This window comes from Venatorbacter sp. C2-1 (genome assembly GCF_022832715.1).
In the GTDB taxonomy this organism is placed as follows: domain Bacteria; phylum Pseudomonadota; class Gammaproteobacteria; order Pseudomonadales; family Oceanobacteraceae; genus Venatoribacter; species Venatoribacter alkanivorans.
Map to the genome: position 1 here is coordinate 2,191,926 of NZ_CP094879.1, position 22,817 is coordinate 2,214,742.

The 22,817-nt window shown below is 52.3% G+C and carries 21 protein-coding genes and 4 tRNA genes; 10 read left to right on the forward strand and 15 right to left on the reverse strand.

Features of this window, described 5'->3' with window-relative positions; genetic code table 11:
* Position 1: 1 nt before the first annotated feature.
* From MT343_RS09630 to MT343_RS09640, 3 genes are all read right to left on the reverse strand, one after another.
* Positions 2-1,342 (reverse strand): UDP-glucose dehydrogenase family protein, encoded by a 1,341-nt coding sequence (locus tag MT343_RS09630; RefSeq protein WP_145468691.1) that lies wholly within the window; start codon positions 1,340-1,342, stop codon positions 2-4.
* 118 nt (positions 1,343-1,460) lie between these two features.
* Positions 1,461-2,390: an electron transfer flavoprotein subunit alpha/FixB family protein gene (locus tag MT343_RS09635; protein WP_145468689.1), complete on the reverse strand. Its 930-nt coding sequence runs from the start codon at positions 2,388-2,390 to the stop codon at positions 1,461-1,463.
* A 14-nt stretch (positions 2,391-2,404) separates the two neighbouring features.
* Entirely contained in the window at positions 2,405-3,154 is a 750-nt protein-coding gene (locus MT343_RS09640) for an electron transfer flavoprotein subunit beta/FixA family protein (protein WP_145468687.1), read from the reverse strand.
* 352 nt (positions 3,155-3,506) lie between these two features.
* On the opposite strand from MT343_RS09640, the gene MT343_RS09645 reads away from it, so the two are divergent.
* The 3 genes from MT343_RS09645 to MT343_RS09655 all read left to right on the forward strand — a co-directional run bounded on the left by MT343_RS09645 (position 3,507) and on the right by MT343_RS09655 (position 8,474).
* Complete coding sequence (locus MT343_RS09645) at positions 3,507-5,147, forward strand: electron transfer flavoprotein-ubiquinone oxidoreductase (RefSeq protein WP_145468685.1); 1,641 nt, start codon at positions 3,507-3,509, stop codon at positions 5,145-5,147.
* A gap of 58 nt (positions 5,148-5,205) precedes the next feature.
* Positions 5,206-6,726 (forward strand): helix-turn-helix transcriptional regulator, encoded by a 1,521-nt coding sequence (locus tag MT343_RS09650; protein ID WP_145468683.1) that lies wholly within the window; start codon positions 5,206-5,208, stop codon positions 6,724-6,726.
* Positions 6,727-6,833: 107 nt separating this feature from the next.
* Positions 6,834-8,474 carry an electron transfer flavoprotein-ubiquinone oxidoreductase gene (locus MT343_RS09655; RefSeq protein ID WP_145468681.1) on the forward strand — a complete coding sequence of 547 codons (1,641 nt, stop codon included), beginning with the start codon at positions 6,834-6,836 and terminating at the stop codon, positions 8,472-8,474.
* 72 nt (positions 8,475-8,546) lie between these two features.
* Here MT343_RS09655 and MT343_RS09660 read toward each other — a convergent pair whose 3' ends face one another.
* The 10 genes from MT343_RS09660 to MT343_RS09705 form a co-directional block, all read right to left on the reverse strand.
* Positions 8,547-9,362, reverse strand: coding sequence for a DUF6160 family protein (locus MT343_RS09660; protein ID WP_145468679.1), 816 nt, complete (start codon positions 9,360-9,362; stop codon positions 8,547-8,549).
* Positions 9,363-9,532: 170 nt separating this feature from the next.
* Positions 9,533-10,051, reverse strand: coding sequence for a DUF1285 domain-containing protein (locus tag MT343_RS09665; protein WP_222428543.1), 519 nt, complete (start codon positions 10,049-10,051; stop codon positions 9,533-9,535).
* Positions 10,051-10,935, reverse strand: coding sequence for a radical SAM protein (locus MT343_RS09670; RefSeq protein ID WP_145468675.1), 885 nt, complete (start codon positions 10,933-10,935; stop codon positions 10,051-10,053). Before MT343_RS09670 ends, MT343_RS09665 begins: the two co-directional genes overlap by 1 nt.
* 111 nt (positions 10,936-11,046) lie before the next feature.
* A tRNA-Leu gene (locus MT343_RS09675) sits at positions 11,047-11,132 on the reverse strand.
* A gap of 41 nt (positions 11,133-11,173) precedes the next feature.
* Positions 11,174-11,247, reverse strand: a tRNA-Cys gene (locus MT343_RS09680).
* A 26-nt stretch (positions 11,248-11,273) separates the two neighbouring features.
* A tRNA-Gly gene (locus tag MT343_RS09685) sits at positions 11,274-11,349 on the reverse strand.
* Between the two features lie 75 nt (positions 11,350-11,424).
* The gene (gene pgsA / locus MT343_RS09690; protein WP_145468673.1) at positions 11,425-11,973 is read right to left on the reverse strand and encodes a CDP-diacylglycerol--glycerol-3-phosphate 3-phosphatidyltransferase; all 549 of its coding nucleotides are present in this window, start codon (positions 11,971-11,973) and stop codon (positions 11,425-11,427) included.
* A gap of 15 nt (positions 11,974-11,988) precedes the next feature.
* Positions 11,989-13,809, reverse strand: coding sequence for an excinuclease ABC subunit UvrC (gene uvrC / locus MT343_RS09695; protein WP_222428542.1), 1,821 nt, complete (start codon positions 13,807-13,809; stop codon positions 11,989-11,991).
* Positions 13,809-14,456, reverse strand: a complete 648-nt coding sequence (gene uvrY, locus MT343_RS09700; protein ID WP_145468669.1) for a UvrY/SirA/GacA family response regulator transcription factor — start codon at positions 14,454-14,456, stop codon at positions 13,809-13,811. The genes uvrC and uvrY overlap by 1 nt, the downstream gene beginning before the upstream one ends.
* 84 nt (positions 14,457-14,540) lie before the next feature.
* The gene (locus tag MT343_RS09705) at positions 14,541-17,255 is read right to left on the reverse strand and encodes a bifunctional acetate--CoA ligase family protein/GNAT family N-acetyltransferase (RefSeq protein WP_145468667.1); all 2,715 of its coding nucleotides are present in this window, start codon (positions 17,253-17,255) and stop codon (positions 14,541-14,543) included.
* Positions 17,256-17,336: 81 nt separating this feature from the next.
* Here MT343_RS09705 and MT343_RS09710 point away from each other — a divergent pair, with 81 nt between their 5' ends.
* Both MT343_RS09710 and MT343_RS09715 read left to right on the forward strand, forming a co-directional pair.
* The gene (locus MT343_RS09710) at positions 17,337-18,263 is read left to right on the forward strand and encodes a histone deacetylase family protein (RefSeq protein WP_145468665.1); all 927 of its coding nucleotides are present in this window, start codon (positions 17,337-17,339) and stop codon (positions 18,261-18,263) included.
* Between the two features lie 115 nt (positions 18,264-18,378).
* Complete coding sequence (locus MT343_RS09715) at positions 18,379-18,525, forward strand: hypothetical protein (RefSeq protein WP_186435868.1); 147 nt, start codon at positions 18,379-18,381, stop codon at positions 18,523-18,525.
* 50 nt (positions 18,526-18,575) lie between these two features.
* Here MT343_RS09715 and MT343_RS09720 read toward each other — a convergent pair.
* Positions 18,576-18,665 (reverse strand) — tRNA-Ser (locus MT343_RS09720).
* A 143-nt stretch (positions 18,666-18,808) separates the two neighbouring features.
* On the opposite strand from MT343_RS09720, the gene tusD reads away from it, so the two are divergent.
* Genes tusD through MT343_RS09745 form a run of 5 tightly spaced genes read left to right on the forward strand, consistent with a single transcriptional unit; the run spans position 18,809 to position 21,110 of the window.
* Positions 18,809-19,198 (forward strand): sulfurtransferase complex subunit TusD, encoded by a 390-nt coding sequence (gene tusD / locus MT343_RS09725; RefSeq protein WP_145468663.1) that lies wholly within the window; start codon positions 18,809-18,811, stop codon positions 19,196-19,198.
* A 6-nt stretch (positions 19,199-19,204) separates the two neighbouring features.
* Positions 19,205-19,552 (forward strand): DsrE family protein, encoded by a 348-nt coding sequence (locus MT343_RS09730; RefSeq protein ID WP_145468661.1) that lies wholly within the window; start codon positions 19,205-19,207, stop codon positions 19,550-19,552.
* A gap of 1 nt (position 19,553) precedes the next feature.
* A complete protein-coding gene (locus MT343_RS09735) occupies positions 19,554-19,817 on the forward strand; it encodes a DsrH/TusB family sulfur metabolism protein (protein WP_145468659.1) in 264 nt (87 codons plus the stop codon).
* Between the two features lie 4 nt (positions 19,818-19,821).
* A complete protein-coding gene (locus MT343_RS09740) occupies positions 19,822-20,136 on the forward strand; it encodes a TusE/DsrC/DsvC family sulfur relay protein (protein WP_145468657.1) in 315 nt (104 codons plus the stop codon).
* Complete coding sequence (locus MT343_RS09745) at positions 20,133-21,110, forward strand: glycosyl transferase family protein (RefSeq protein ID WP_186435867.1); 978 nt, start codon at positions 20,133-20,135, stop codon at positions 21,108-21,110. The genes MT343_RS09740 and MT343_RS09745 overlap by 4 nt, the downstream gene beginning before the upstream one ends.
* Positions 21,111-21,185: 75 nt before the next feature.
* Here the strand turns inward: MT343_RS09745 and MT343_RS09750 are convergent, their stop codons facing one another.
* On the reverse strand, positions 21,186-22,805 hold the full coding sequence (locus MT343_RS09750) for a methyl-accepting chemotaxis protein (protein ID WP_145468653.1): 1,620 nt from the start codon (positions 22,803-22,805) through the stop codon (positions 21,186-21,188).
* Positions 22,806-22,817 lie beyond the last annotated feature (12 nt).

A 22,817-nucleotide genomic window follows, 5' to 3' on the forward strand; every position in this document is an offset into this window, starting at 1 on the left:
ATTAGCCTAAGTCGCGTCCGATACCGGCATAGTCAAAGCCCTGCGCTTTGAGCGCATAAGGATCGTACTGGTTCCGGCCGTCGATGATAATGGGGTGTTTCAGCAGTTTTTTCATGGCGTTAAAGTCAGGCTGACGGAAAGGTTTCCACTCAGTAACCAGCACCATGGCATCCGCATCGGCCAGCGCATCGTATTGGTGATCACAGAACACTATCTGCCCCTGCTCAAACAGTTGCGGCGCAAACCAGCGGCGCGCCTCATCCATGGCCACCGGATCATAGGCACGCACGACCGCACCAGCGGTGACCAGACGATTGATCAGCGCAACAGAACTGGCTTCGCGCATATCATCGGTACCGGGTTTAAATGCCAATCCCCAGACACCGATGGTGCGGCCAGTCATATCTTCGCCAAAACGCTGCTGCAGTTTTTCAAACAGGCGCTGTTTCTGTGCCTGATTGCGGTCTTCCACGGCACGCAAAATACGGGTGTCGAAGTTAAATTCATCACCCATATGAATCAGGGCCTGTACATCCTTCGGAAAACAGGAGCCGCCATAGCCGCAGCCCGGATAAATAAAGGAGTAGCCGATACGGCTGTCAGAACCGATGCCTTTGCGCACATTTTCGATATCTACGCCCATGCGTTCAGCCAGGTTGGCGACTTCATTCATAAAGGAGATTTTGGTCGCCAGCATGGCGTTGGCGGCATATTTGGTCAGCTCCGCATCGCGGATACCCATAAACATCAGTTTGTCATGATTACGGGAGAAGCTGTGATACAGCTCAGCCATTTGTTCACGCGCACGATCTGAATCGACGCCGATAATAATCCGGTCCGGGCGCATAAAGTCATCAATGGCTGCACCCTCCTTCAGAAATTCCGGATTGGAGACCACATCAAATTCAATCTCCGCGCCGCGGACATTCAACTCGGCGCGGATGGCATCGCGCACTTTCTCTGCCGTACCAACCGGCACGGTCGATTTATTCACAACGATGGCATAACCCTGAAGATTGCGGCCAATTTCGCGGGCCACATCCAGAACATAGGTAAGATCCGCCGAGCCGTTTTCACCCGGAGGCGTGCCGACTGCGATAAAGTACAACGCAGATTGCTGCATTGCCTGGGATAAAGAGGTGTTGAACAGCAGACGTCCGGCCTTGCTGTTTTCCCGTACGATGGCCTCCAGGCCTGGTTCGTAAATCGGGATAATGCCTTCCTTGAGTTGATGAACCTTGGCTTCATCTGTATCTACGCAGGTAACGCTGTTGCCCATTTCGGCAAAACACGCGCCGGTTACCAGACCAACGTAACCCGTCCCTACTACCGTAATATTCAAGGTTATTTCCTTATTCGTAACTTCGTAAACCGACAGTACGTTACCTTATTACGGAAAAATGACAACTCAATGACATAAAAAAACCCGGCCTTGGCCGGGTTTTTCTAAGCTACTGATATTACAGAGCATTTTCCAGTGCAGGCACTGCGTCGAACAGGTCTGCAACCAGGCCGTAATCAGCCACCTGGAAGATTGGAGCTTCTTCGTCTTTGTTGATAGCAACAATGACTTTAGAGTCCTTCATACCAGCCAGATGCTGGATCGCGCCGGAAATACCAACGGCGATGTACAGATCCGGAGCAACGATCTTACCGGTCTGACCAACCTGCATATCGTTAGGTACGAAACCAGCATCAACCGCTGCACGGGATGCACCAACAGCAGCACCGATTTTGTCGGCCACTTTGTACAGCATCTCGAAGTTGTCGCCGTTCTGCATGCCACGACCACCAGATACAACAATCTTGGCACCGGTCAGCTCAGGACGGTCAGACTTAGCCAGCTCTTCACCAACAAAAGCAGACAGGCCTGCATCTTTAACGGCAGCAACAGTTTCAACCGCCGCAGAACCACCTTCAGCCGCAGCTGCGTCAAACGCAGTACCACGTACAGTCATCACCTTGATGCTGTCAGAAGATTTAACGGTCGCGATGGCGTTACCGGCATAAATAGGACGGGAGAAGGTGTCCGCATCAACAACAGCAGTCACTTCAGACAGCATGTTCACATCCAGCAGAGCAGCTGCGCGTGGCAGGAAGTCTTTACCGGTTGTGGTCGCTGCAGCCAGGATGTGGCTGTATTCCTTGCCCAGTTCGGCAACCAGCTCACCCATGTTTTCAGCCAGCTGATATTCATAGGCTGCATTGTCTGCAACCAGAACTTTGCTCACGCCAGCCACTTTGGCAGCAGCTTCAGCAGCGGCACCACAGTTGCTGCCGGCAACCAGAACAACCACATCACCACCGATAGCGGCAGCAGCAGTTACAACGTTCAGGGTTGCGCCTTTCAGAGTAGCGTTATCGTGCTCTGCGATTACTAAAATAGCCATTACACAATCCTCTCTTACAGCACTTTGGCTTCGTTCTTCAGTTTTTCGACCAGCTCTTCTACGCTGCCGACTTTAATGCCAGCCTGACGCTCGGCCGGTGGAGTAACCTTAACCAGAGACAGAGTGGAGGTCATAGCCACACCCAGATCTGCAGGAGTAGTCACATCCAGAGGCTTGCGCTTGGCTTTCATGATGTTTGGCAGAGAAGCGTAGCGAGGCTCGTTCAGACGCAGATCGGTCGTTACGATGGCAGGCAGTTTCAGAGCAACAGTACGCAGACCACCGTCGATTTCACGGGTCACGTTTACTTTGTCGCCATCAACGGCCACTTCAGAAGCGAAAGTACCCTGAGCCATATTGGTCAGTGCGCCCAGCATCTGGCCGGTCTGGTTGTTGTCGCTGTCGATGGTTTGCTTACCCATCAGTACCAGTTGAGGCTGTTCTTTTTCCACAACGGCTTTCAGCAGTTTGGCAACGGTCAGAGACTCCAGTTTTTCTTCAGTCTCGATCAGGATGCCACGATCGGCACCCAGTGCCAGAGCAGTACGGATCTGTTCCTGAGCCACTTTAGGGCCGATAGAAACCACAACCACTTCAGTAGCGACGCCTTTTTCTTTCAGACGTACCGCTTCTTCCACTGCGATTTCACAGAATGGGTTCATAGCCATTTTAACGTTGGTCAGATCAACATCTGAGTTATCTGGCTTGACGCGAACCTTTACGTTGTAATCGATTACGCGTTTAACAGCGACAAGAACCTTCATAGATTCCTCGTATTTAACTTGGTGGATGAATAAAGGGCAAAATTACCACGCCGACAGGATGACACAGTCATATCAGGAGCCCTTTCCAGCGCGCCACATTATTCGGATGTTTACCGCGAGCGTCAATAGCAGCATTGCTGAAGCCCACAAAGACCGGGGCATTCAGGCTATTTTCCTGTCAAATCAGTTGCCTAGTGTTTAACCCAACGTATAATGGCGGCCATTTTGACTCTCAGGCAGGCACCTTTATATGGCCCGCCTGGCATGGCAAAACAATCGCCGGGCACAATTATTCAGTGCACCAGAGTCCGTGATAGCTCAGTAGCTCCCAGCTCATTTCGAGGAGATCAATATGCAACGTGAAGTAATGGAATACGATGTAGTGATCGTTGGCGGCGGCCCTGCCGGCCTGTCAACCGCATGTCGTATCAAGCAATTAGCCGAAGCCGCCGGACAGGAACTGTCTGTTTGTCTGGTTGAGAAAGGCTCCGAAGTTGGCGCTCATATCCTGTCCGGTGCGGTTATAGAAGACCGCGCCCTGGCCGAATTGTTCCCTGACTGGAAAGAAATGGGCGCCCCGCTCAATGTGCCTGTTAAAGGTGATGAAGTTTACTTCCTGACCAGCGATGAGAAGTCGATCAAGACTCCACACTGGGCCATCCCTAAACCGATGCACAACGATGGCAACTACATCGTATCTCTGGGTAATGTATGTCGCTGGCTGGCTGAGCAGGCTGAAAACCTCGGTGTAGAAATCTACCCGGGCTTTACCGCCGCCGAGTACATCGTCGAAGACGGCGCCATTAAAGGCATCGTGACCGGCGACATGGGCGTAGGTCATGACGGCCAGCCAAAAGATGAGTACGTACCAGGCATGGAACTGCGTGCCAAATACACCGTATTTGCTGAAGGCTGCCGCGGCCACCTGGGCAAGCGCCTGATCGCCGAATTCAAACTGGACGAAGGCAAAGATCCACAACACTACGGTATCGGTATTAAAGAGCTGTGGGACATTGATCCTGCCAAGCATCAGGAAGGTCTGGTACTGCACGGCGCCGGCTGGCCGCTGAATGAATCCGCCTCATCCGGTGGTTTCTTCCTGTACCACGCTGAAAACAACCAGGTAGTGGTTGGTCTGATCACTGACCTGTCGTACAGCAACCCTCACGTAAGCCCTTTCGATGAATTCCAGCGCATGAAGCACCATCCGGTGATCAAGCAGTATCTGGAAGGCGGCAAGCGCGTATCCTATGGCGCCCGCGCAATCACCAAAGGCGGCCTGAACTGCCTGCCTAAAATGACCTTCCAGGGCGGCCTGGTGGTTGGTTGTGATGCCGGCACCCTGAACTTTGCCAAGATTAAAGGCACCCACACCGCCATGAAGAGCGGCCTGGTGGCTGCTGAAGAGCTGTTCAAGGCTATTCAGGCTGGTCGTGCCAACGATGAAGTAACCGAATTCACGGCCGCCTTCGAAGCTTCATGGGCTTATCAGGAACTGCACCGCAGCCGCAACTTCGGCCCGGCAATGCATAAGTTCGGCATGTTCGGCGGCGCTGCTTTCAACTTCATTGACCAGAACATCTTCCCGATCCCGGTCACCCTGCATGACACCACGCCGGATTATGCAACCCTGAAGCCAGCAGCAGAATGCGCGAAAATTAACTATCCGAAACCGGATGGCAAAATTTCGTTCGCCAAACTGGATTCCGTCTTCATCGGTAACGTAAACCACGCCGAAGATCAGCCGTGCCACCTGAAGCTGAAAGACGCTTCCATTCCGCTGAGCGTTAACCTGCCTAAGTGGGACGAGCCTGCGCAGCGCTACTGCCCTGCCGGTGTGTACGAGATTGTGGAAGACGAAAACGGCAAGCGCTTCCAGATCAACTCACAAAACTGTGTTCACTGCAAAACCTGTGATATTAAAGATCCGTCTCAGAACATCACCTGGGTAACCCCGGAAGGTGCTGGCGGTCCGAACTATCCGAACATGTAAGCTGTTCACAAAAGAAAGCGGGCCTTGCCCGCTTTTTTTTCGACAATAAGAAACCACCATGCTGCTGAAAACCCGCTTCTACATTCCGCCACTGAGAAAAAATATTGTACAGCGCGAGCCTCTGCTGCAAATCCTGAACAGCAGCGAGGGCGGCCAGCTGGTAGTGATTTCAGCCCCCGCAGGCTATGGCAAAACCACACTGATCAGCCAGTGGCTGCACCATTCTCCGCATACCTTTTCATGGCTGGCGCTGGATGATACTCAGGCGGCTCCGGGGATTTTCTGGCGCTACTTTATCACCGCACTGAATCAGGCATCCCCCGGCTGTGGCGAACACCCTCTGCAGCTGTTGAGAGACAATCAAAACGAACACGCACTGGAAAATGCCCTTATTGCGCTGCTCAATGAGCTGGACGCTATCAGCCCATCCTCACCACGCGATGCAATAACACTGGTTTTGGATGATTTTCACCTGGTCGCAACACCGGAGCTGAGCGGGCAATTCAACAGCTTTCTTAACCACCTGCCACCGTCACTGCGCATTGTTATTACTTCACGCAGCGCGCCTGATCTGGCGCTGGCCAGACGGCGCGCCAGCAATCAGCTGGTCGAGATTGATCAGCACCAGTTGCGCTTCTCCGCAGAAGACAGCAACCGCTTTCTGCAACAGACAATGAGCCTGCCAATCAGTGGCAGGCAGAGTCAGCTTTATTTTCAGGAAACCGAAGGCTGGATTGCCGGCCTGCAACTGATTGGGTTGTCATTGCAGAAAACGGCTTCAATGCCACTTCCTGCCGTCGAAAACCACCAGGCAGAGAGTGACCACAACCGCCATAAGCAGCCCGGCCTTTCATTGCAACGCGACATTGCCGACTATCTGCTTGATGAGGTGTACTCACAACAAAGCCCCGACATTCAGCACTTTTTACTGCTGAGCGCGGCCGTACCACGCTTCACCGCTGGCCTGTGCAATGCACTGACGGGACGCAATGACAGCCTGGCCGTAATCAGCCATCTTGATCGCCACAACCTGTTTCTGCTGCCACTGGACAATCACGGCGTATGGTTCCGCTATCATGATCTGTTTCGCCGCTTTCTGCTGCAACACTTTAACAACCTGAGTACGGAAGTCCGGCAACAGGGACGCAATACGGCAGCGCAATGGTTCGAGCAAAATGGCTATCTGCAGGAAGCACTGGAACAAAGACTACAACTCCGGGACTGGGATAAAGCAGAGACACTGTTGTTACAACTGCTTGCAAGTGATGATGAAATTAATACCCTGCTGCCCACCTGGCTGGCGTCTTTTCCGCCAGAGCATTCCGTACATCAACACGTGCCGCAGATACAAGAGCAGCCCCACACCTCTCTGGCCTTTGACGCCCTGCTGACCTCGCGTGAACAGCAGGTACTGGCGCTGGTAAGTCAGGGGCACCCTAACAAAGAAATTGCCCGCCAACTGCATATTTCACTCAATACACTGAAGGTGCATATCCGTAATCTGTACGGAAAAATCGGCGTGGAAAACCGAACCGAAGCATTGCATAAACTCCTCAGCCAGGACGACAGATCACCGTAATTTCACCCCCGCCTGATAGCGGTTATCACCCCCAGGGGTGATAACAAGCCGCACCGCTTTGCTTACTCTGACCGTTACCAGCAGGTGAAGTCTCAGAGGAGAACGCAATGAAAAGAGAAACAATGGAATACGATGTGGTAATCGTTGGTGGCGGCCCTGCCGGATTGTCAGCCGCATGCCGTATTAAACAATCAGCCTCTGCCGCCGGACAGGATATTTCCGTTTGCCTGGTAGAAAAAGGCTCGGAAATTGGCGCCCATATTCTGTCTGGCGCCGTAATCGAAGACCGCGCACTGAAAGAACTTTTTCCTGACTGGAAAGCACGGGGAGCCCCACTCAATGTCGCAGTAACACACGATGATATTTATTTCCTGACGACACAAAAAAGAAGTATTAAAGCGCCACACTGGGCCATACCACGAACCATGCATAACCAGGGGAATTATATCGTCTCGCTCGGCAGCCTTTGCCGCTGGCTGGCCAAACAGGCTGAGGACCTCGGCGTAGAAATCTACCCCGGTTTTACCGCCGCAGAATACATCCTCGAAGATGGTGTCATTAAAGGCATCATTACCGGCGACATGGGTGTTAACCATAACGGTCAGCCAAAAGATGAACACGTACCGGGCATGGAACTGCGCGCCAAGTACACCGTATTTGCCGAAGGCTGCCGCGGCCACCTGGGCAAGCGCCTGATTGCCGAATTCAAACTGGATGCCGGTAAAGATCCTCAGCATTACTCGCTTGGTATTAAAGAGCTGTGGGACCTCGACCCCGCCAGACACCATAAAGGACTGGTACTGCACGGTACCGGCTGGCCACTGATGGGATCATCCACTGCCGGCGGATTTTTTTTATACCACACTGAAAATAATCAGGCGGTGGTCGGGCTGTTTACCGATTTGTCATACAGCAATCCACACCTGAGCCCGTTTAATGAATTTCAGCGCCTGAAACATCACCCGGTGTTAAAGCAATACTTACAGGGCGGCAAGCGGGTTTCTTATGGCGCCAGAGCTGCAGCCAAAGGCGGGATTAATTGCCTGCCGAAAATGACATTCCCCGGTGGCTTGCTGATAGGTTGCGACGCCGGCACACTGAATTTTGCCAAAATAAAAGGTGTTCATACCGGAATGAAAAGCGGCATGGTTGCCGCCGAAGAAATAGTCGCCGCCTTAAGCCGTGGGCGTGAGCACGATGAAATTACAGAATTCACTACTGCCTTCGAAGCATCCTGGGCCTGCAAAGAGCTGCAGCGCAGCCGCAACTTCGCCCCGGCCATGCATAAATTCGGAGTATTTGGCGGCGCAGCCTTTAACTTTATCGATCAGAACATTCTGCCAGTGCCATTCACCCTGCATGACACCACACCCGATCACACCGCACTGAAACCCGCTGCCAAGAGCCCGCAGATCGATTACCCGAAACCAGACGGCAAGCTGAGCTTTAGCCGGCTGGACTCTGTTTTTATCAGCAATGTAAACCACGCAGAAGATCAGCCATGCCACCTGAAACTGCAAGACGCTTCCATTCCACTGAGCGTTAACCTGCCTGAATGGGATGAGCCTGCTCAGCGCTACTGCCCTGCTGGCGTGTATGAAATAACAGAAGACGAAAACGGCAAGCATTTTCAGATCAATGCTCAGAACTGCGTTCACTGTAAAACCTGCGACATCAAAGATCCGTCTCAGAACATCACCTGGGTAACCCCAGAGGGTGCCGGCGGTCCGAACTATCCGAATATGTAGAAACGTTATTGCAGATAAAACAAAGGAGTTTTGCTCCTTTGTTTTCACGCCATTTATTCAGCCTCCGGTACCTTACAAATGCCCACTGATGCGCATATTTAATCCACCAAGATTGAGATCATCCACCGCTACTCTGCCAATACTTTCCTGCGCCAGCTCAATAGCTTCAACGTTCATATCGGCAAAAAAATTAACCAGACGAATATCCAGCCCAAGATCGCTGGCATGGATATTAATGCCAACAGGCAATTGCACATCCGATAATGACAACGCAGAAGAACCCCAGTCTTCCAGAGATTCAAAATAGGTATGATTAGCCAGAACCATATTGCGTACATTAATACCCAGCGGGGTTGCATCAACATCCAGACCAGCAATCCCCATCGCCATCTGGATTTGAATATCCGTCGTCTGTGCATCCACTTTCATCCGGTATTGCGTTGCCAGCCCGGCGATACTAACGGAGTTAATCAGCGCAGCACTGTGTGCATTATCCGCTGAAGATAAAGCGATCTGGCCGGTCGACAGCCCAAAATCAATCACCCCTCCGCCCAGCCCGGGATCAACAAAAGCAGACAGCACGATGTCACCATCAGGAAGAACATCGACTGTCATCATCATTCCATCAAGGCGATCGCCAGAGCGCGAACTGTACCCCCAGTCTTTGCCAAAATAGCTGCTTCTGCTGGCACCACCCAACGCAACCTGGTTGATCTGCAGGCGGCCTTCATCCCGATATTCAATCTGACCAACAGTAAGCCGCGCAGATGTAACAATGGTGATGCCGTCCTGTCCGGAAATATCAGCCAATTGTGTATCGCTAACCGGGTCCAGAGCAGCAAAAGCAAGGCACGGAGATAAAAAACAGAGAGGAAAAATGTAGCGCATAGCCGTCCATGGTGTTCGTTATTATTGAATTGGCGGCAATGTAAGGAGCGCTTATGCAGGGTTCAAGCTAAAAAACAAAAGCGGGAAAATATTCAGAATTAACCATTAAAACAAATGTTCCGGAATGAATAAGACCTTCACGCAGGTCTTATTTTTATAATTACTCCGGATCAGGATAAAAAATATTTACGTCCCTCACTGGTAACAAAATAGCGTCCATTATTATCCTCATGGGCCATATCACTGAGATCGTAAAACGCATTGCGGGAAAAACGCGCATACAGATCAGCCCGGACATTTACTTCCGGCAACAGAACACCATCCAGTTCGCTCATTAACAGAGGATGCTCCTGCCCGATGGTTACAACATCTCCGCTATTGGTGATGGCGCGTATGCTTTCATCCACACGCTCAATCATTACAATCAATAACGGCCGGTCCTCAACACTGATGCGCCATTTTTCGACCGGGGTCAGCAGGAAATATTCATCACCTTCTTTGCGCAGGATGCTGGCAAATAAGCGCACCAGTTTTTCACGTTTTATCTGCACACCTTCATGCCACCAGGTACCATCACGACGAATAACCATATCCATATCGCCGGATAATTGCGGGTGCCATTTTTCGACCGGTGGATACTGATTTTCAGTTTCAAGGCCAAGCTGTTGCTGCAAGGCATTCAGATTCATCACAACCCCCTTTGCCATTCCTGACGCAGACGAATACGTTCCGGATTATTAATCGCCATATCCAGCTGAGCCAGCATAGCGGACTTATCGGCGCCAAGCGTGCCTTTTAACGGCAGATAATTGGATGCATGGTCGCTGCGGAAAACCGTATTGGTTAACTCCAGATGAGAAATCAACTCGCGCAGTTCGACAAACAAATCATGCTGATCCGGAAGCTGGTAGTTGCCGTTAAAACCCTCGACAACGCGCTGATCGCCAAGCGGATAGCTGACAATTAATGTTGATAGAAAATCCGGCTGCGCCTCATTCATCAGCAGAGCGGAGTTACGCGCATGCTGCTCACTGTAGGCAACACCACCCATACCGTTCAGGATCATCACCGATGACTGAATGCCGGCCTGCTTTATTTTTAACAGTGCATCCAGCGTACTCTGCCAGGTTTCCCCTTTTTTAATAAAACCCAGCACCTCATCGTCACCACTTTCGGCGCCGACATAAAGAATACCCAACCCCAGCCTGCGCAACTCGGTCATTTCTTCCGCCGACTTTTTACGGATATTGCGCGGCAGGCAATAAGCCCCCACCCGCCTAACCCAGGGCAAATGCTCTTTAATGGCCAGCAGAATATTCGTGAGGCGGCGTACCGGCAGCACCATGGCGTCACCATCGGCCAGGAAGACTTTTTCAAAACGCGGACCCAGAGCAGCCGCCTGACGGATTTCATTCAGCACATCGGCTTCGTCACGGGCACGGAATTTTTTTTGCGGCTGAGTGTACATATCGCAGAAAGTACACTGATTCCACGAGCAGCCATTGGTGACTTGCAAAATAAGGGAGCGGGCTTCGCTGGGGGGACGGAATACAGGTTCGATGTAATTGAACATAAACGATGTCTCAGCCGGAAATTAACAGAGTATCAGGTATTATCCCTGAAGCTGCGATCGCAGAACACATCGGATGTTTTTAAAAAGGAGGAGTACTGCGAATGCTAGAAATGGTGCCCCGGGCCGGAGTCGAACCGGCACAGCCATAGGCCGAGGGATTTTAAATCCCTTGTGTCTACCAATTTCACCACCGGGGCATCTTGCCGCGCAGCTCGGCGAATGTCGGGATCACCGAATTTGGAGGCGCGAGCCGGAATCGAACCGGCATCGGCGGATTTGCAATCCGCAGCATAACCATTTTGCTATCGCGCCGAGATTCATTGAGTGCAATGAAAATTTGGAGCGGGAAACGAGACTCGAACTCGCGACCCCAACCTTGGCAAGGTTGTGCTCTACCAACTGAGCTATTCCCGCTTAAGTGCTGCGCATTTTAAATGGAGCAGCCTGAGAGTCAAGTGTTTTTTCTTACTTTTTAAGCACTTAGACGATTTATGCCTTGGCACGCAGTTCCGGCCAGGCAGCACGCAGATAAACCAGCATGGACCAGATGGTCAGTACCGCAGCCAGATAAAGGGTCACATAACCCGCTTCAATTAACAGCTGATGATCACCGGATGCCATCAGAATGGTAATAGAAGCCATCTGCAGTGCCGTTTTTACTTTACCGACATAACTAACGGCAATATTGGCCCTTTTGCCCAGCTCAGCCATCCACTCGCGCAGGGCTGAGATCACAATTTCCCGGCCAACAATAATGGATGCCGGAATGGTCAGCCACATACTGGCAAAGTTTTCGACCAGCAGTACCAGCGCGACCGCTACAATCAGCTTATCAGCCACCGGATCGAGGAAGGCACCCAGCGGGGTTGTCTGATTGAGCTTACGCGCCAGATAACCATCAAACCAATCGGTAACGGCGGCTAGTGCAAACAACACGGCGGCCCCGATCTTCCCGTCCGGGCCAAACCAGTAAAAACTGACCACCATCAGCGGAATCATCAGAATGCGGCTCAGGGTCAGTATGTTGGGCAAATTCATTAAAACGTATCTCCGTTACTCGCCGTGTAATTGCATGAATATCTGTTCGGCAAGTTTTTTACTAATGCCTGGAACCTTTTCCAACTCTTCGCGCGGTGCGCTGCGCATGTTTTTCAGACTGCCAAAATGCAGCAGCAGTTCACGCCGGCGCTTAGGGCCAACGCCTGTCAGAGAATCCACATCCGACTGACTGCGCGATTTTGCCCGGGCTTTACGATGCCCGGTAATGGCAAAACGGTGTGCTTCATCACGCACCCATTGCAGCAAACGGAATCCCTCATGATGGGCGTCGGGCATTATAGGTTGTGTAGCACCGGCTTCCCACAAGAATTCCCAGCCCGACTTACGGGTCTCTCCTTTTGAGATACCAAAGGCTGGCAATGAACTCAATTGCAGACGCTGCAGCACTTCCTGAATCCTGCCTATCTGGCCTTTCCCCCCGTCGATCAACAGCAAGCCGGGCAAATCATCCTGCTCTTTCAGGCGTGTCAGATGGCGGGTGACCGCCTGCTCCAGTGCGGCATAATCATCACCGGCAACAACGCCTTTAATTGAGAAGCGCCGGTAGCGCTGTTTCATTAAACCTTCTTCGCCATACACAACGCAGGATGCGTAAGTCGCCTCGCCCTGCGCATGGCTGATATCAAAACACTCGATGCGTTTGGGTGGCTCGGCCAGATTCAGCAATTGTGCAACCTGACTGAGTTTATTCAGTGCTGCCTGATGACCGGAGATTTTTGTCTGCGCACCGGTGCGGGCATTCTCGCTGGCCATATGCAGCCACTTGCGGTTCTGCCCACGTCCACCGCGACTGTGCTGAACCCTTGCCTGACGGTGCAAGCGCAATGCCTCCAGTAAGGGGGCAACATCTTCATCGCCGACATCCACGACCAGATCACGCGGAATACCTTCAAGGGCATGGTCAGCCAGATAAAACTGACTGATAAAATCCAGCAATAACTGCTCATCGCTTTCACCGGCCGGATTCTCCGGATAGTAATTTTTACTCGCCACCAATCGTCCCTGACGGAACGCCAGACGGTGAATGCAGAGAACATTCTGCCACTCAATAATAGCCCAGGCATCCGCTTCACCCTGCCCGGCATCGACAAACTGTTTTTCCTGAGTCTGGCGCAACAGCTCAATCTGATCGCGCAACGCGGCGGCTTTTTCAAAATCCAGGGTTTCGGCCGCTGCCAGCATCTGCGTTTGCAGTTCCTGCAGCAACTCCTGACTTTTACCCTGTAAAAACAGTGTCGCCTGCCGTACGCTTTGCTGGTAATCCTGCTGGCTGATTTTATTGACACAGGGTGCAGAGCAGCGCTTGATCTCATACTGCAGACAGGGCCGGCTGCGGTGATTGAAATAACTGTCTTCGCAGGAACGCAGCAAAAATAATCGTTGCAGGTAATTCAGGGTGTCACGCGCCGCGCCGGCATTCGGGTAAGGGCCAAACAAGCGGCCATCGCGGCGTTTTTTCCCTCTTCTGTAAGCCAGCAAAGGGAAGTCGTGCTCTGACAGGTGAATAAAGGGATAAGATTTATCGTCTTTCAGCAGGATGTTGTACTGCGGCTTGTGCTGTTTGATCAGCGTTTGTTCAAGCAGCAGCGCTTCCGCCTCGCTGGCGGTGACGGTCACTTCGATATGATCAATACGGCTGACCAGCGCAACCGTCTTGCTGTTCAGACCACGGGCACGGAAATAACTGGAAACACGGTTTTTAAGATTCTTGGCTTTGCCGACGTAAAGCAATTCATCGTCGGCCGCGAACATGCGGTAAACCCCGGCCCGCTGGGTCAGGGTCTGCAGAAATGCGCTGATATCAAAGTCTGCCATCAGGCGGTCGCCGCAGGATCCACCAGACCGTGGCGCATAGCCAGCAGAGTCAGTTCAACATCGCTGTCGATTTCGAGTTTTTCGAAAATCCGGTAGCGGTAGCTGTTGACGGTTTTAGGACTGAGGAACAGCTTTTCACTGATTTCAGCGACCTTCTGACAACCAACAATCATCAGCGTAATCTGCATTTCCCGCTCTGAAAGCTCATCAAAAGGTGACGTCTGATCCTGCTGGAATGGCTTGAGGGCCATACGCTGAGCAATATCCGGACTGATGTACTTCTGCCCGCTCTTCACCTTCATAATGGCGCGAACCATTTCATCCGCGTCTGCACCCTTGGTGATATAGCCCGCAGCCCCGGCCTGCAACAGACGCGTGGCATAAGGATTGTCATCACAGGCAGTGACCGCAATCACCTGAATTTCCGGATTATGACGCGTAATCTTGCGGGTGGCCTCAAGCCCACCAATACCCGGCATGCGGATATCCATAAGAATAATGTCGGGTGAGTGCTCTTTGGCGAACTGAACCGCCTCCTCACCACTTGCTGCTTCACCGACTACTTCAATTCCCTTTGCGTCTGTCAGCAGACGAGAGATACCTGAGCGAACCAGCTCATGGTCATCGACAACCAGCACTTTAATCAAGGGACCACCCCGTTATTACACAATCTCAGCAGCGCAATGCATCATGGCACTGTCGTTGTTATCTGCGGAAATATAACAAACCGTTCACAGAGGGTACATTCGTTTTCTCTGCCAGGCGTATTTAAGCGGGTTCAGATTCTTACCCACTTCCACAACCCCCTCATCCATATTGTGGTGCGCACTGAAGCCCAGACGCTCTGCCAGCTTCAGCATGCCACCATTATGCGGCAGAACGGTGCCGAAAATCTGCAGCACGCCACGCTCGGTCAGGTAGCCAATAATGCCCTGCATCAGCCGCAGCCCCAGCCCTTCTCCGCGACAGTTGTCATCGATAATAACCGAGAACTCCGCCGCGACATCATCGGCATCGATATACACCCGCACCACACCGTACAATTCCCCTTCGCGCAGCGCGACAAAGGCCATCTCACGGTCATAATCAATCTGCGTGAAGCGCGCCAGTTCCCGGTGATCAAACTGGCGGCGTGCCGAGAAGAATCTCAGGCGCAGCGATTCCGGACTCAGGCGCTGATAAAAGCGTTCCAGCGCCGGTTCATCTTCAGCACGGATCGGGCGCACATCGTAGGCGTGGCCATTACGGCTTTCATACTGGCTTTCCAGCTCTTTCGGATAAGGCATGATGGCGCTTTTCGCCGAATGCCCCACCTCGCCAGCCACACCAATCACCATATAGCGACCCACCTGACGGCGGATGGCGTTCACTTCAAAGCCCGCCATCCACGGATGGTTCAGCGCCATATGTGACAGCGCAACCAGCCAGCGCTCCAGTGTTACCAGTTCACGCTCAATATTGTCAGAACGCTCACTCAGCACCTGATAAAAGTGGCTGCGTTTAATCAGTTTTTCCGCCAGATTGGCATTCAGCGGCGGCAATGCCACCTGACGGTCCACCAGGATGTCGGCAGTGGAGCCACCACCACCAAAGAACAGGTAAGGGCCGATTTCAGAATCGCGGCCAATACCAAAAGAAAATTGCAGGTTGTCCAGCGCCCTGTGCATGGTTTGCAGGGTGTAACCCAGCACCGGACTGTTCGGAAAGGCCGTGGCAATCTTACTTTCCAGATCCTCTGCGGCATTGGTGACGTCTTCAATGGTTTTCAGCTCGCGCGCCACCGAACGCAGACGCTCGCGTGGGTTGTTGCCGTAAGCAAAGGGATAGAGGTAATCACGGTGGTGTACCCGTAATACCCAGGGGCCTTTGACTTCTTCCGCTACGCTCAGCAACTCCGACAGCGAGGCGCGATAGCGGTTTTCTGCACAGGAGAAACCATAGGCATTGAGCAGATCCCAGGCCTGATCCGGCAGCAGGTAATCACCGGGGCGATGAACCGCCAGAATGGCTTTATCGACCTCGGTGTGCACGGAAGAAATCGGAATTTCAAGACTCTCCGGCGTCTCGCGCAACAGATCCTGGGTACGCTGGTGCTGCACCATGTACATATAAGACTTAATGGCATTATCCGGTGTATCAAAGGTGGGAATGCCATGCTGGTCGAAGCATTCGCGCGCAGCTTCCACCGAGTACTCCCCCATCCAGCTGGTCAGCACGCTTTTATTGCTGTGCTGAGCGATTTTGACCAGTGTTTCGGCGTTGGCCAGCGGGTCTGAGCCAAGACTCGGAATGTAGATGACCAGTAAGGCATCAACCTGCTTGTCGCGCAGCAGCGTATTGGCAACTGCCGCCAGCTGCTGCGGCTTCAGCTCCGGATTCAGCAGCACCGGATTGTCGGTTTTCACATATTCAGGCAACAGGCTGCGCAGATGGGTACGGGTGTCTTCTGACAGTGTTGCCAGTCTTCCCTTGTCGTGCAACAGCCGGTCCATAGCCAGTATCGCCGGTCCGCGACCATTAGCGATGATTGCCAGACGCGGACCAAAACTTTCGCGTCGACGACTCAGGGCATCGACGCAATCAAACAGTTCATCAGTGGCCGATACCCGCAACACACCGGCACGGGCCAGAGTTTCATCCACCAACGCATCACGGGAACGCAGCCCTTTCGGGCTGGCAATGCGGTTTAATGGGTTTTCCTGAAAGCGATTGCTCTTAACCGCCAGTACCAGCTTATGCCGGGAGGCGGCCCGCAACGCACGGATCAGTGCTTTGCCAGAGCCTATTTCGTCCAGCTGAATCAGCAGTGTGCGTACCTGAGGCTCCTGCACGATGTAGTCGATCAGATCCGGCAGGGTTACGTCCTGACTCTTACCCAGCGTCAGCACGTGAGAAAAACCGATATTACGGCTGAATGCCCAATCCATAACACCGGAAGCCAGCGTGCCCGATTGCCCGACGTAGGCAATGTGTCCGCTGCGTACCGGCACATGAAGAAAGCTGGCGTTCAGCTTACGCCCGGGAATGACCATGCCCAGACAATCAGGGCCCAGTATGCGCATCCGGGTCTGCTGGATAACCTGATTCAGACGGTCAGACGATGGCCGGAACTGCCAGGAACGGGTTCGGGCAATACCACCGGTCAGCAGCATAGCAGCACCAACATTCTTACTGTGAAGCTGCTTAATAATCTTCGGGACGGTTTCCGCCGGAGTACAGATAATGGCCAGATCGACAGCACCATCAATCTGCCCTATGCGGGACAAAGCCGGTATGCCGTACACTTCTTTATAGCCGCGCGAGTTCACCGGAATGATCACACCGGGGTATTCGCCATTGACCAGATTGCGCACAATGGCACCGCCGAGACTGCCGACCCGCTCAGAGGCACCGATGACGGCAATTGTTTTGGGCTGAAAAAATAACTCGAGAGAGCGGGTTCCCATAAGGAATGATCCTTAAGTTTAGTTGGCGTAAACACTGGCCCTATATACACTGGGCACACAAAAAGACAAAAACTACCTCATATGACCACAGCCTACTACTCCTTCCAGCAGCATTTTGAGCACGATACCGGCGATGAACATCCGGAACACGCCATGCGTATTCTGGCGATTGAGCAGCAGCTCAAATCGCGAGGAGTGTGGGATCAGCTAACCATTCTTGACGGTCAGACCGCGCATAAGCCAGATATCCTGCGCGCCCACAGCCCAGGCTATGTTGACCAGCTACAGCTGATTCAGCCCAAGCAGGGTCATATTTATGTCGACGAGGATACACCAATGTCCTCCGGCAGCCTTGATGCAGCTCTCTATTCTGTCGGCACCAGCACATTGGCACTGGACGACATTATGGCGGGTAAGTATGACAACGCTTTTGTTTCCGTGCGCCCACCGGGTCATCATGCTGAACACCGTAAAAGTATGGGATTCTGCTTTTTTAACAATGTCGCAATTACAGCACTGCGGGCAGCAGAAGTTCACCATGCGCAGCGCGTAGCCATCCTCGACTTTGATGCACACCAGGGCAATGGCACCGTCGACATTCTTAAAAACGATCCCCGGTTTTTAATCTGCTCAAGCTTTCAGCACCCGTTTTACCCCTACTCCCACTATCAGATCGATAAATACAGCAACCTGATTAACGTTCATCTGAATGCCGGCGCCGGCAGCGATGAATTCCGCAGCAAAGTCGAAGAATCTTGGGCACCCGCGCTGCGTGGCTTCGCACCCGAGGTGATTATTGTCTCGGCCGGATTCGATGCTCACCGGGATGACCCTATGGCTGAGCTATGCCTGCTGGACGACGACTATCGCTGGATTGGGCGCTGGATTCAGGAATATGCCGCCTCGCGCAATATTCCGTGGATGGCCATCCTCGAAGGGGGATACAACCTGAACGCCCTGGGGCGGTCAGTATGTGAATTTATCAATGAAATGCTGGGTAAAAGATAATCACACAACGCCGGTGACTGATTACTCAGCGATACAGAATATGTACACGACTACAACATCACCGGCATAAAACCTAAGTCATTCTTACTGCAGGTCATCGCAGTGGAATTGCATCATGATTATCAAACGTTCCTCCTCACATCAGGATGAGGTTTCTGTCTCCCCTGCCTTATTGGCAAAAATCTATCAGGCCGAGTGGCTGGCTATCACACTGGTTGCGGGCTGTAGCTTGTACCTGCTCATCCAGGCAGCTCTTTCCTGAGCTTTTCAGGCATAAAAAAAGGCCAGCGCATGCGCTGGCCTTTTGGTATTTGGCGGAGGGATAGGGATTCGAACCCTAGATAGGGATTAACCTATGCCGGTTTTCAAGACCGGTGCTTTTAACCGCTCAGCCATCCCTCCGAACAGTGCGCGTATAATACTGAATCCAGAATTTGGGTCAATACTTTTTTTTATAAATCAACACGATAGCGGCAAAATCAACCTCCGCTTTGCATTATTGGCACAGCCGATTACCATAGCATCAACCTTTCCGGACCCATGTTATGGCCACGTTTTCGCTACTTCTGACCCAGAGTCCGCACTCCGGCATATCCCATACTCTGGCGCAGCAATTTGCCCGATCCCTGCTCTCACAGGGACATACTCTGCAGCGCGTGTTTTTCTATCAGGACGCTGTTTTTGCCGCTCTGGGCACACAGAATCCAGTGCAGGGGCAGCCGTCCATCAGTCAGCAGTGGCAGGCCCTAGCTACTGAGCATGGTTTTTCACTACAGGTCTGTATTGCTAACGCCTTGCGTCGGGGTGTGGTCGACAAAACAGAGCAGCAACGTTACAACCTGCCCACAGACACTCTGGCTGAAGGCTTTGAGCTTGCAGGGCTGGGCGAAATGGCTGAAGCAGCGCTGGATTCTGACCGTATCATCGACTTCTGAGGGCTTATGAGCACTGTTTGTATTTTAATTCGCACCGCCCCGGGGAATGACCCGGAAGCACTGGAAATGGCAATGGCACTGGCGGCCTTTGAGCATAAAATCAGCCTGCTGTTTCAGGGAGCCGGCATATTCTGGCTGCTGAACACTCAGGAAGCGCGCAAGCCTGGCGGGAAATCGCCTGCAAAAATCATCAATGCCTTGCCAATGTATGACTGCGAGACGGTTTATTATGCTGAAGATGACCTGCAGGCATTCAATATCCCAGCGGCCAGCATAAACAAACTGGCTCAGCCTCTCAGCAACCCTCAAATTCCATCGTTACTGAGCAGCGCCCAATACTGTCTGAGTTTTTAATATGACCCTGCACCTGCTATTTACCAGTCAGCTATCCAGCTTAAATGATCTCAGACGCAGCCTGAGCAGCGAAGATGCCATCGCCTTTATCGGTGATGGCGTATACGCCCTGCCCAATTGGGACAGCAGTCATCCATGCTACTACCGCATCGCAGACTGCACCCAGAGAGGCCTGTCAGAGATTCCTGGAGCCATAGCCATTGATGATGCACAGTGGGTCGAACTTTGCCTGCAATATCCCCGCACCCTGAGCTGGAAGTTATAACTCCATGAGCGAATTACAACTCGATAAGGACGGCTTTTTGCAGAATCTGGGCGACTGGTCAGAGGCCGTTGCTGCTGAGCTGGCCCAAAGCGAAGGCATTGAGCTGACTCCGGATCACTGGGAAATCCTCTGGGCGCTTCGTGACTTTTACCAACAGTACGATCTTGCTCCGGCGATGCGCCCATTGAGCAAATACCTTAAGCAGACACTCGGTGCCGATAAAGCAGGCAGCATTTATCTGCTGACATTATTCCCCGGCAGCCCGGCCAAAGTGGCTGCCAAAATTGCAGGCCTGCCCCGTCCGGAGAATTGCCTTTGAATTCGCAACACAAACTGGCGGATTACGTCCGCATTCTGGCCCGCGGGAAAAACGCCAGCCGCAGCATGTCCTATGAAGAAGCTCAGTTCACCATGCAAACGATGCTTGCCGGTGAGTATGAGCCAGAGCAGCTGGGCGCTATTTTCATGCTGATGCGCGTCAAAGAAGAAAGCGCGGAAGAGCTGGCCGGCTTTGCTGCCGCTATTAATCAGCTATGGCCTGCTGATATTCCGGCCGACCTGATCTGGCCAAGCTATGCTGGCAAACGTCGTCAGCCATTCTGGTGTTTCCTGTCAGCCCTACTGCTGACACAGATGGGATATCGCATTCTGTTTCATGGCACCGAAGCCCATACCTCCGGCCGCCTCTATATGGCCGACGTTTTTACCCACTTCAGAATGCCGGTCGCAGACACACTGAATGATATTTTGTCGATTTCAACAACAGCGCCATTAATGTATCTGCCCTGCTCTGTGCTGAATCCGCAACTGCAGCGCTGGTTATCCCTGAAATCAATCCTCGGAGTCCGCTCGCCAATCAATACGGTAATGAAGACCATTGCCCCTGCAGGCATTGCCAGCGTTCAGGGGGTATTTCATCCAAATTACGCGTTCACTCACATCAATGCTGCCCGACTGAATCAGAATGATGCTCTGGTGATTAAAGGAGAAGGTGGCGAGTTTGAAGTTAATCCGGAACGCGACTGCACTGCGCAGAGCTTTTTTGCACAAGAAGCCGGTGAAATTCACATTCCGAAACTGGCCTCTCACATTGATGATAAGCCCCAGAACACCGATATCGACTGGCTGGCGCAGATATGGCAAGGGAAAGCAGAAAATACTTATGCCAACAGCGCTATCTTACAGACGGCAGCCCTGGCCCTGTGCGCTATTGAAAGAAACAATGATATTGATACAGCCTTGCAACGATGCCGTGATGCATGGAACAACAGAGACCGTAGCCTGCTGGCATAGACAGGCCATGGAAATAGCAGCGACCATAAAAAAACCGGCAAGATGCCGGTTTTTTTTATTCAGCAAGCCACTCTCTCAGACTTTAAATTGCCCGGTAATACGCTGCAGTGTCTGCGCAATCTCCGTCAATGAGCGACTGGCCGCTGCCACTTTTTGCATACTGGCCATCGCTGTCGCCGAGGTATCTTTAATGCCGACCACGTTATCTTTGATGCTGTGAGCAGCCTGTTCCTGACGGTCAGTTGCGGAAGCGATCTGGCTGTTCATCGCCGTAATCGATTCAACTTTACTGGTGATCGCCTGCAGACTTTCATCAGTTTTTGCCGCCTGGCTAACACTGGTTTGTGCCCGCTCTTTACTGGAGCTCATAACCTCAACCGCTGAGCGTGCAGCAGACTGCAATTCTTCAATAACCGCCTGAATTTCCTGCGTCGAGTCCTGGGTTCGTGAAGCCAGTGTTCGTACTTCATCAGCAACCACCGCAAACCCCCGCCCCTGCTCACCCGCGCGGGCGGCTTCAATGGCTGCGTTCAATGCAAGCAGATTAGTCTGTTCGGCGATACCTTTAATCACATCCAGAATACTGCCTACGTTTGCTGTATCTGCTTCAAGTTTGCGAATAACTTCACTGGCACGCTCAACTTCACCGGCCAGAGCATTAATGCTTTTCACCGTATCATTCACAATGGTACGACCTTCCTTGGCTGCCTGATCTGCTTCCCGAGCCGCCTGAGCCGCGGAGCTGGCATTCACGGAAACATTTTTAACACTGGCAACCATTTCATCGACCACAAATGACACTTCTTCGGTTGCCCGGTTTTGCTGTTCGGTAATCTGTGAGGTTTCAGACGTCAGGCTGCCAAGATCACCGGATACGCCACTCAGAGGCCTGGTGGTTGCAACCACCTCACCAATACTGCGATGCAATTTGTCGACAAACTGATTGAACCAATCAACCACCTCGCCAATTTCATCATTGGATGATTTGGATATACGCCGGGTAAGATCCCCTTCACCAGAAGCAATATCTTTCAGGGATGTCAGAAGGCTGTTCACTGCGGTATTGATTGAGCTGCTGGTGCTCCAGGCAACAAATGCGAGAAACACGAGCGTTACCAGAGTAACAACCAAACCGATAGACAATGCATTCTGCGCGGCCTCATTAGACTGGGCGACCGTCTGATTGAACGCCTCAAGGCCATCATCGCTGTACTTCTGCATCAGTTTGCGGGCTGTCGCCAAAGCGGTGTTCATAGTGTCGATGGATGACGACATTAACGATGGTTCCAGTGTGCCGTCGATCATGCCACCCGACAGTTTTTTAGCTGCGGTGAAATAGGCATTAAATGCATTGCGGGTATCGCCTACCTCAGCAGCACGTTCCGGCCAAATGGTTTCAAGCTTTGCCAGCGCGTCAGTAACTTCTTTTCTGACTTTTTCTGCGGCATTCACAAAGTCCATTTCACCGGTGCTCACTGCGGTGGAAAATAGCTCTTCAAGACGGGACAGGCGCACAAGGTTAGCCTTTGAAATCTCAACCACCGGGAAGAAGGTCTTCTGAATCGTTTGCAGACGCTCAGAGTTCGCCGTATTCATATTGGTATTCACCAGAATACTGACGATAAAACCAAGAACCGCAACGCCAGTGAGAGACAGGATTTTGGTTTTAATACTTAAAGAATTCAGAAGACTCATTGCTCAGACCTG